This window comes from Nocardiopsis protaetiae (assembly GCF_045446735.1).
Taxonomy (GTDB): domain Bacteria; phylum Actinomycetota; class Actinomycetes; order Streptosporangiales; family Streptosporangiaceae; genus Nocardiopsis; species Nocardiopsis protaetiae.
The window spans coordinates 18,321-28,671 of sequence record NZ_JBJJBV010000056.1 but is presented as its reverse complement, the minus strand read 5'-3'; the positions used below and the strand labels follow the sequence as shown (position 1 = coordinate 28,671).

Annotated in this window: 5 protein-coding genes and 1 pseudogene; 5 read left to right on the top strand and 1 reads right to left on the bottom strand. The window is 73.6% G+C overall.

Going from position 1 to position 10,351, the window contains the following annotated elements:
• Positions 1-102 precede the first annotated feature (102 nt).
• Positions 103-1,092, bottom strand: coding sequence for an LLM class flavin-dependent oxidoreductase (locus tag ACJOT3_RS11670; protein WP_406971808.1), 990 nt, complete (start codon positions 1,090-1,092; stop codon positions 103-105).
• Positions 1,093-1,192: 100 nt separating this feature from the next.
• On the opposite strand from ACJOT3_RS11670, the gene ACJOT3_RS11665 reads away from it, so the two are divergent.
• From ACJOT3_RS11665 to ACJOT3_RS11645, 5 genes and pseudogenes are all read left to right on the top strand, one after another.
• Positions 1,193-1,588 carry an ArsR/SmtB family transcription factor gene (locus ACJOT3_RS11665; RefSeq protein WP_406971806.1) on the top strand — a complete coding sequence of 132 codons (396 nt, stop codon included), beginning with the start codon at positions 1,193-1,195 and terminating at the stop codon, positions 1,586-1,588.
• A gap of 1,151 nt (positions 1,589-2,739) precedes the next feature.
• Positions 2,740-3,444 (top strand): annotated as a pseudogene (locus ACJOT3_RS11660) (serine/threonine-protein kinase); the annotation flags it as partial.
• A 199-nt stretch (positions 3,445-3,643) separates the two neighbouring features.
• Complete coding sequence (locus ACJOT3_RS11655) at positions 3,644-4,978, top strand: hypothetical protein (RefSeq protein ID WP_406971812.1); 1,335 nt, start codon at positions 3,644-3,646, stop codon at positions 4,976-4,978.
• 149 nt (positions 4,979-5,127) lie between these two features.
• On the top strand, positions 5,128-7,662 hold the full coding sequence (locus ACJOT3_RS11650) for a serine/threonine-protein kinase (protein ID WP_406971804.1): 2,535 nt from the start codon (positions 5,128-5,130) through the stop codon (positions 7,660-7,662).
• Positions 7,663-8,103: 441 nt separating this feature from the next.
• On the top strand, positions 8,104-10,215 hold the full coding sequence (locus tag ACJOT3_RS11645) for a serine/threonine-protein kinase (protein ID WP_406971802.1): 2,112 nt from the start codon (positions 8,104-8,106) through the stop codon (positions 10,213-10,215).
• The last annotated feature ends 136 nt before the right edge of the window (positions 10,216-10,351 follow it).

The window sequence follows — 10,351 nt, the reverse complement described above, 5'->3', positions numbered from 1 at the left end:
GCCCTTCGCCTTCCCCTCCCGGGAGGGGCGACCCGCGCCGCCTGCCAACAGCGCTCATCGGCCGCCACCTTGCCCGGTGTCCTCCCGGTTCGGGGGCGGGACTCAGCCCAGACCGGCGACCTCCGCCAGCAGCTCGAAAGAGCGCAGGCGAGCCTTCTTGTCGTAGATCATCGACGACACCATCAGCTCGTCCACACCGGTGTCGGTGACGAACAGTTCGAGCTTGCGGCGCACCGTTTCCGGGGAACCCACGAACGAGTAACGAAGCATGTGGTCCAGGCGTTCCCGTTCGCCGGGCCGCCACATGGTGTCGAGCGAGTCCACCGGCGGGCGCAGCAGCCCGCGCGCCCCGCGCAGTGTTCCGAGGAAGGCCTGCTGCATGGTGGTGAACAGGGCTTTGGCCTCCTCGTCGGTGTCGGCGACGAACGCGTTCACTCCCGCCATCGCGTACGGGGTCTGCTGCTGGCGGGAGGGGGTGAAGTCCTCCCGGTAGGCCTTGAGCGCCTCGTAGAGGGCGTCGGGGGCGAAGTGCGAGGCGAACGCGTACGGCAGCCCCAGTTGTGCGGCGAGCTGGGCGCCGAACAGGCTCGATCCCAGGATCCACAGCGGTACCCGCAGTCCTTCGCCGGGGACGGCGCGGACGGGCTGTCCGGGGTCGGCGGGTTCGAAGTAGGACTGGAGTTCCTGCACGTCGTGCGGGAACGCGGAGGCGGCGGTGTGGTCGCGGCGCAGCGCCATCATGGTGCGCGGGTCGGTGCCGGGCGCGCGGCCCAGGCCGAGGTCGACGCGGCCGGGGTAGAGGGATTCCAGGGTGCCGAACTGCTCGGCGATGACCAGGGGTGCGTGGTTGGGCAGCATGACGCCGCCGGCGCCGACGCGGATGGTCGAGGTGCCCTCGGCGATGAAGCCGAGCGAGACGGAGGTGGCGGCGCTGGCGATCGCCCGCATGTTGTGGTGCTCGGACAGCCAGAAGCGGTGGTAGCCGAGGGATTCGACGTGTCGGGCCAGGTCGCGGGCGTCGCGCAGGGCCTGCCCGGGCGTGGACCCCTCGGTGATGCCCGCATGGTCGAGCACGGACAGGGTGATGGTCATGCTGGTCCTCGGATGTCCTCGGGTATTCGATGATCGTCGAATATCGAAGATACACCCGTCCCACTATGCTGGTGCGAAATGCCGGTGTGAGGAGGTTCGCGTGGCGGCGAGGGAGCAACACCATCCACCGCTCGACGGGGTCGAGCTGGTGACGGTGCTGGCCGCGCTGGCCGAACCCACCCGGTTGAAGATCGTGCGGATGCTCGCGGCCCGGGACGGCGAGCGGGCCTGGAAGGACATCGACCTGCCGATCGCGCAGTCGACGCTGAGCCATCACCTGAAGATCCTGCGCAACGCGGGTCTGGTGCAGAGCCGCACGGAGGGCACGCGGTGCTTCATCTCGCTGCGGGACGAGGACGTGTCGGAGCGGTTCCCGGGGTTGCTGGAGACGGTGCTCTCGTGTGAGAAGAGTGCGTTCGAGGAGGGCTCGGCCGAGAGGGGCGCGGCGGCCTGCGGGGACGCGGTGCCGGCGGGTGGGAGTGCGGCCTCGGCCTGAGTGCGGGGCGAAGCGTTCGAGGCGTCCGGAGAGGCGAGCGGAACCCCGTGCCCCCGGGAGTAGGAGTGAACGGGAGCGCGGGGCGCCGCCCGCCCCGGGACCGCGCGGCGGCCCCTGTCCCTCCACTTTAGGGGAAAGGCCGAAGATCCGGACGCATTCGAGAGAACATGCCGGTTCTCACGAAAAAGTGGCAGGTAGGCCCGTTTTCTCCCCCGGGATCGGACCCACCCGTCGTCCTCTGCCGCATTGTGGCATGGTGGGGCCGGGTGCTGAAATCGGAGTTTCTTTCCTCGGTCCCTGACCGTGTTCTGTCGTCTTCACGCGAACCCTGCGCAAATGAAGTGTTCGAACGCGATCGTCGACGGCTCCCGGGTGCGTGCCCGGCATGCGCGCAGGAGTGCGCGCCCCTCTCGCCGGGTGCGTCGTGCCCGGTCGCCTCCCCTTCCCGGGGTCGCTGCTCCGAGTATGCACGAGAACGCGTGCGTGCGGTGCCGTTTCCGAGAACACGCCCATGTGGATTGGCACAGTGCGGGGTGGGGTGGTGGCCCGGGGGTGGGATTTCCTCTCCGGGAGGGTGCGCCGGGCGGGGTTGGGGCGTGGTCGTCGGACGTTTCCTCGGGGCGAATCGGCGCGGAACGCCCGGGCCCGGGCGTTGTACATCACGGGTGCTCGGCGACCGTTTTCCCTGTCGTTTTCGGGGCGCCGAAAATTCCTTGGGAGTGGGTTTTCCTTTTTGTCGTGAGGGCCGCCCGGCGGGGGCCCGGGACCGGCACCCGGGACAGGTCCCACCGGCTGGCGGCTGGCGCGGCTCATCTGTGTTCTGGGACCCGAGCTCCCCCCTACCAGGCCCGCAGGAGGGAGCTCGGGGGCAGGGGGAGGCGGGCGCACGAGACCCGGGCGCGGGTCGGGGCGCTGCTGCGGGTACCGAACCCCGGAACGGGGGCCGGGGCGGGGCGGGTGCGTTCGCCGGGGCGGGTGACCCGCGGCACGGTGACCGGCTTCGGCCAGCGCTCGCGGATCGCACACCGGGCCTGCGAAGGTGGGCGCGCCACCCCGCGCTCCTGGTCCCCCTGCGATACCCCGGCGTGTTCCCGGCGTGCGGTGAGGTGATATCCGAGTAGCGGACGGCAAGACGACGAAGGAATGCGCCCGTGATCGATGTCGGTTCCGAGGTGGGCGGGTACCGGCTGGCTCGGCGTCTGGGCGAAGGCGGCTTCGGCGTCGTCTACCTGGGAGAGCACAGCGACGGGAGGCGGGGGGCGGTCAAGGTCCTGCACGGGCGCCACCTCGACGACGGCGACTTCCGGGAGCGGTTCGCCCGGGAGGTGGCGCCGGCGCGGCAGGTGTCGTCGTTCTGCACGGCGCAGGTGTTGGACGCCGACCCCGACGCGCAGCGGCCGTGGATCGCCACGGAGTACGTGGACGGGCCCACACTGGCCTCGGTGGTGCTGAAGGAGGGGCCGCGGTCCGGGGGCGACCTGTACCGGCTGGCGGTGTCCACGGCCACGGCACTGGCGGCGATCCACGCGGCGGGGGTGGTGCACCGGGACTTCAAACCCGAGAACATCCTGCTGGGGCGGGACGGGGCGCGGGTCATCGACTTCGGGGTGTCCCGGGTGCTGGAGGGCGGGCGGGCGAGCGCCAGCGCGACGATCGGCACCCCCCGGTACATGGCGCCGGAGCAGGTGGAGGGCCGGGAGGTGACGCCCGCCATCGACGTGTTCGCGTGGGGTGCGGTCATCGTGTTCGCGGCCACGGGGCGGGACGCCTTCGAAGCGCCGAACCAGGCGGCGATCCTGCTGCGGATCATCTCGGGCGAGCCGGACGTGTCGGGGGTGCCGGAGACGTTGCTGCCGCTGGTGCGGCGCTGCCTGGACAAGGACCCGCGGAACCGGCCGAGCGCGCGGGAGGCGCTGGTGGTGCTGCTGGGCTACACCGACGGCGACCCCGAACCGCCTCGCACCGGGACGGGCGACGCGCTGCCCGGCACCCCCTCCCGGGGGAGGAGGGGGAGAGTCGGGGCCGCCATAGTCCCCGCCACCTCACACGCCGCAGGTGCCCCCGTCGTCCCACCCCTATCCGCTGCCGCAGGGCCCGCACACCGCTTCGGAGCCGCAGGGGTCTTCGGCGGCGCAGGCGCCGTACACGCCGCTGCCGGTGCAGGGGGCTCCGCCTCCGCGGGGGCCGCAGGCGGGGGCGGACGGGCCGAGGCAGGAGAGGGCCGAGGACTGGTTCTGGTTCGGGGGGAACGGGTACAGGTTCGCGATCGAGCTGGCGGCGGCGTTCCAGCACGACTGGGCCGGGGCGGTCGGGCTGCTGCGTTCGGGGGAGCAGAGACGGGCGTTGGCGCAGTGGCCGGGGCTGAACGGCGCCGCCCGGGAGGTGCTCGCCCGCGCGCCCGAGCCCGCCGCGGAGGACGTGGCCGCCGCCCGGCTGATCGCCCGGATGGCCCCCGAGCCGCCGCCCCGCTACCACGGCCATGACCTTTCGCACCACCTCCTGGTGGACGTGGACGGCGAGCCCGTCCCGATGATCGACCGCGAACTCTCCCGGCCCCTGCTGCACGGCCTCCTCCAGCCCTTCGGAGAACACCACTGCCAAACCCCCGACCTGCACGAATGCGTTCAGGGTGGCCCGTGCGTCCGCTACGCCCGCACCGCCGAGAACCTGCGCCTCCTGCTCGTCTCCACCGACGCTTACCGTCGGTGGAGCGCCCCGGTGGCCGATGTCTTCACCGACGGCCGCCCGCGCTTCTCCCCGCCTCTCTCCGACCTGGTCGTCCTGGCGCACCGGGCCGCCGGGCCCGCACCCGTGACCGACTCCGAGGAGCTGGCCGCGCTGGCCGTGGGCGGCCTCCCGCGCGGTGCCGAGGAGCTGCACCCCGTGATCCACGGCATGGTCCGGCGTGCCGATCCCGCCGAACGCTGGGCGGTCGCCGCCACCCTGCGCGAGGCGGGGCCGGTGCTGGCGCACACCCTGAAAGATGCTCGTGACCTGCGACGACGCCTCGAATGCGAGCGGGTGCGGGAGGCCGCCGGGGAACGGGAGCCGGTGGTCCGCGACGACAACGCCTTCTTCTACGTGGGCATGTCCCTGCTGCTGGCGGTGTTCGCCGGACTGGTGCTGACCCTGGGCGAGATCGCCATGGCCGCCGTGCTGGGCGCCGTCGCCCTGGGCACCGCCGTGGTGGGTGTGGCCACCTCCCCCGGCCGGGTACGTCGGATCCGTGAGGTCCGGGACCGGGAGAAGGCCGAGCGGGGGGAGCGCCCGCCGCGCGTCGAGGGTCTGCGGCCCGTCGCGGGCGGCGACCCGGCGCATCTGCGGGAGCTGGAGGGGTGGCTCGGTTCTCTCGCCGATCCCGGTCCGGGCGGGTGGCCCGCGGCACGGTGACCGGTTCCGGTCAGCCGGTGCCGCCGCGCCCTGGGGGCCGAAAGAGTGTTCTGGAAAAGGATTCCCGTTCGCCGCGTACCCCCGCCGGTCCCCTCACGTGATCTCCGTATCCGCGACCCGGGCGGGGGAGAACGACAAGGAGCGTCCCCGTGGTCGACATCGGTTCCGAGGTGGGCGGCCACCGCCTGGTCCGCCTCCTCGGTGCGGGCGGTTTCGGCACCGTGTACCTGGGAGAGCACCGCGACGGCCACCGGGCCGCCGTCAAGGTCCTGCACGGCCGCCACCTGAGGGACACCGATTTCCGGGAGCGGTTCACCCGCGAGATCGGACTGGTCAAGTCGGTGCTGCCGTTCTGCACCGCCCGGGTGCTGGACGCCGACCCCGACGGGGACCCGCCGTGGATCGCCACGGAGTTCGTGGAGGGGACACCCCTGGAGGACTTCATCCGGGAGAGGGGGCCCGGTTCGGACGGGGACCTGTACCGGCTCGCGGTGTCCACCGCCACGGCGCTGGTGGCCGTCCACCAGGCGGGGGTGGTGCACCGGGACTTCAAGCCCGACAACATCCTGCTGGGGCGGGACGGGGTACGGGTCATCGACTTCGGGATCTCCCGCGCGCTGGAGGGGACCGGGACGGGCGCGAGCGCCGTCCTGGGCACCCCCAGGTACATGGCTCCCGAGCAGTTCGGGGGAGGGGAGGTCACGACCGCCATCGACATGTTCGCGTGGGGTCTGGTCATGGTGTTCGCGGCCACCGGGCGGGGGGCCTTCGAGGCGCCGAGCACACCGGCGTTGATGATGCGGGTGACCACCGGGGAACCCGACCTGGACGGGGTGCCGGAGACGTTGCTGCCGCTGGTGCGGCGCTGCCTGGACAAAGAGCCGCGGAACCGCCCGACGGCCCGGGAGGTGCTGATGGCGCTGCTGGGGCACGGTGGGGGCGGCGAGAGTGGTGGGGGTGGTGAGGGCGGTCGGGACGCCGTACCCGACGCCGCCGCCCGGCCCGCCACGCGGCTGATGTCCGCGGAGGAGATCGCCGCCGTTCTGCGGGCGGGTGCGGGGGCGGGGCCGGAGTCGGGGGGTGGCGGCAGCGGGGACACGACCACGATCCGGGTCCCCGCCGAGGAGATCGCCGCGGTCCTGGGGTCGGGGGCGGGCGTTGCCGGCCATGGGGACACGGCCGCGCCGTGGGGGCCGGCGGACGGGAGCACCGTCGTCCTGGGGGCGTGGCAGGGAGGGGCCGGGGACGGGGGCACGACCGCGAACCGGGTGTCGCTGGAGGGGGCCGCGGAGGCCGGGGCCGCGGACGCGATCCGGGGAGAGCCCTCTTTCCGGCCCGACGGTGCCGACCACACGACCCCGGCGTCTCCGACCGACGCCTTCCCAGACCGGTGGGACACCGGCACGATCCGAGGGCCGGTGGACGGGACCGCGGCCCGGGAGGTGTCCCCCTTCCGGTTCGACGGTGTCGACCACACGTCGCAGGTGTCCCTGGCCCACGCCTTCCAGGAGCGGTGGGACACCGCCGTCGCGTTCCTGCGCTCGGCGGAGCACCGCCGCAGACTGGCGGAGTGGCCGCCGCTGGACGCCTCGGCCCGGGACCTGCTCGCCGACACCCCCACCTCCGCCGGGGACGGCAGGGGCGGGCCCGGGTCCGGAACCTGGGCCGACACCGGGGACGAACTGCTCCTGGCCCGGGTCGTGGCCCGGATGGCACCCGGCCTGCGGCCCCTGTTCCGGGGCGAGGACCTGTCCTGGCACCTGCTGGTGGACGAGGCCGGGAACCCGAAGCCGTTCCTCGCCGGTTTCACCGGGGCGATCCGCTCCGGCCTGCTGCGCACCCTGCGCCGGCACCACTGCCGCACCCCCGCCGAACACGGATGCGGCCGGGACACCCCCTGCACCAGGTACGCGCGCATGGTGGAGAACCTGGACCGGCTCGCACACGCCGTCGACACCCGGCGGGAGTGGGGCGCCCGGATCGCCGACGCCCTCCCCGACGGGGGCCTGCGCCTCGACCCTCCGTTCCCGCGCCTGGTCACCCTGGCGCACGGGGCCGCCGCGAACCCGGTCACCGGCGCCGGGGGACCGGAGGCGCTGGTGGTGCGGGAGCTGGATCCGGAGAACACGGAGCTGTGCGGTGCGGTGCGCGAGGCCGTCCGGGAGGCCGCCGAGGAGGAACGGTGGGCGCTGGCGGTCATTCTGCGCGAGGCGGCCCCGCAGCTGAACCGGGCGGCGCGCGCCGTGCGCGTCATGCGCGCTGCGCAGGCGGTGCGTGGGGCGCGGACGGTGGGCGAGGGGCCCATTGCGCGTGATGCGTCGGTTGCGCGGGAGACACCGGTGGTGGGCGGGACACGGGCGGCGGGGGAGGCACCCGCAGTCGTACGCCGGGAAGAGGAGCCCTTGCCGGTGGGGAGGGCGGAGGAGCCGGGGCAGGACGACAACGTGTTCTTTTATGTGGGCATGTCCGTGCTGCTGTTCGTGTTCGCCGGGATCGCGCTGCTCCTGGACCGGGGCGGGGTGGCGGCCGTGCTGGGTGTGATCGCCGCGGGCGCCGCCGGTGTGGGTGCGGTGACCGTGGTGGCGCGGTGGCGCCGGGTTCGGCGGGAGCGGGGCATGCGGCCGGTAGTGCCGTCGGTGGGTGCGGAGGGCGGGGTGTCCGCGGAACGTCCGCCCGAGCGGTAGCGGAGGGGGACGGGCGGGGCAGGAGAGACTGCACGCCACCTTTTCCGGTACGTTCGGGTGATCATCGGGAAAACGTTACGGAACGGTCGAGAACCCGCTTTTTCGGCGGTGTCCTTAACCGGTGCCCATGGCCGTGATCGGCCACGGAGCAGTCCGGGACCGGGATGTGGGGGACCGTTGGTGCGCATATCCTTTTTTGTGCGAAGATCGGCAAATAATCGGCCATGAAGTGAACCAGGGGTGCTCACCGGGGTTCTCACCACAGGGCATGACGCAACGATCACGTGCCCTGGTGGCCCCGAAGCGTTGGGGAATGTACGTTCGGTATTCGCCGAATGCGTGCGCCGGGTCCCGATATTCCCGACCCCCTGGACCCAGGAGAGTGGAAGCGAACCCCCCATGGCATCGACAGTCGTCTTACCACCGAACGTCCGGCCCCTCGTGGCCGACGACCCGCCCTGGGTGGGCGCGCACCGGCTGATCGGCCGACTCGGCGACTCCGCCCTGGGCTCCGTCTACGCCGCCCTCACCCCCGAGGGGCACCCGCTGGCGCTCAAGGTCATGGGCGAGGAGTGGGTGTCGGCCGCCGACCCGGCGGACAAGGTCGTGCACCTGCGCCGGGTGCCTGGTTCGTGTGCGCTCGGGGTCCTCGACAGCGGCATCCACCGCAACCGCCCGTGGGCGGCCGTCGAATACCTGCCCGCCCTCGACCTGGGCCGCCACGCCGGGGTGCGCGGGCCGATGGGCGGCGCCGCGCTCCTGGTGCTGGCCGCCGGGGTCGCCGAGGCCCTGATGGACGTGCACAACAGTCGGGTCCCGCACGGCGACGTCAAACCCGGGAACGTGCTGATCACGGCGACCGGCCCGCGCCTGGTCGACTTCGGTCTGGCCCGCCAGGTCGACGACGGCGACTCGCACACCACCGTCGGCAGCCCCGGCTGGATGGCGCCCGAACGCTACGCCGGCGCCCGCCCCGACGAGGCCTCCGACGTGTTCGCGTGGGCGTGCACGGTGGTCTTCGCGGGCACCGGCCTGCCGCCGTACGGCACCGTGACCTCGCAGGCGGACGCCGCCGTGCGGGCGCGCGGGTACGTCGACCTGTCCATGCTCCGGCCCGAGCTGGCGCGTGTCCTGGAACGGGCCCTGGAGCAGGACCCGGCGCGGCGGCCCTCCGCCGAGGACGTCTACCTGGAGTGCCTGTCGCTGCTGGGGGTCCCCGAGGACACGGTCCGCGAGGAGTGGAGCGACCGGCTGCACGGGTTCGTGCGCGCGCACTGGCCGTACGTGGACGTGTCCTGGCACCGGCCCGAGCGGTGGACACGGGCGGCCCAGGGGCTGGACGAGGAGGCGGCCGCGTCGGGGCGGCGCACCTGGACGCCCGGGACCAAGGTGCAGAACGCGCGGCGGCTGGTCAGCACCCGCGACCCCATCACGGGCGAGCTCATCATGGTGCCCGCGCCCGACGACGGGCCGGGGCAGGTGTACAGCACACCCGGGAACGGGAACGGCGGCGGGCGCGGTGCCCGGGGCGGCTCGGGGGACTCGGGCGGTCCGGGCGGTTCGGGAGAGGCGGGTGGCGCGGGCGGCGGCCGGGGCGGGCGCTCCCGACGGCGGCGGCGCGAACGCCGCGGCGGTGCCGGGAAGGTGCTCGCCATCGGCGCCGCCTCCTGCTTCGCGCTGGCGGTGGCCGGGGGCGGCGGGTACGTGCTGTTCGACGCCCTGGCCCAGGACGCCGAACCCGTCTCCGAGAGCCCCGGCGGCGACCCGACCGACCCGCAGCAGAGCGCCGCGCCCACCGGCATCGACCTGGTGTCCGCCTCGCTGGACCGGCTGACGCGGGCGCGCACCCTGGAGCTGACCATCCTCACCCACGCCGGGAACGGCGAGGGGTACGGGCAGCCGCTGCCGGTGAACACCGCCGCCACCCCCACCCTGTTCGACCGGGTGCTGTACCAGGCCGACCCCGCGGCGGTGCGCTGGACCAGCACCGTCAGCGGGGCGCGCGCCAGCGACCTGATGCTGGTGGACGGGGAGTTGCTGTCCAGCGACACCACCGCGTGGAACGGGCCCGCCGTGTGGCGGGAGACCGTGCCCGAGGAGGTGGGCGCGTCGGAGGCGGTGTTCGAGCCGGACCGGTTCCTGGAGCCGATGGCCCGGGTGGTGGAGACCGGCACGGTCACCTCGGAGGAGGAGACGGTGTTCGCCGCACCCGGGCCGACGGAGGACGCCTACGGGCACCTGGCCGGGGAGGACCCGCCGGACGGGGTCACGGCGGTGGTCGTGGAGGGGACGTTCCGTCCCTCGGAGGCGTCGGAGGAGGAGTCGACGTTCACACTGGTGGCGACCGAGGACGGCGAGCCGCTGGCGTTCGCCACCGAGGGGGCGCCGCAGGGCGGGTACGTGCTCAACGGGCGGCCGGTGGCGCAGGCGGTGCCGGTGGCTTTTGTGGAGCCGGTTCCGGCGCCGGAGTACTGGTACACGCTGTACACGTTCGCGGCGGTGGACGGGGACCTGGAGGTGGGGGTCCCGGCGCCGGAGGAGGTGCAGCGGTAGGAGTGCGGAGGGGCCGCCCCGGTCGGGGGCGGCCCTTTTCCGTGTGTGGGGTCGGACGCCGGCCGGCCGGTTCGTGAACGGTCGCGGAGGGGCCTCTCGCCGGGGCACCGGACCTCGGAGGGCGGGCCCCGGCTCC

Bases quoted from the DNA above. Each gene is read 5' to 3' on its own strand.
- ACJOT3_RS11670 (WP_406971808.1), bottom strand. From the start codon at position 1,092: ATGACCATCACCCTGTCCGTGCTCGACCATGCGGGCATCACCGAGGGG.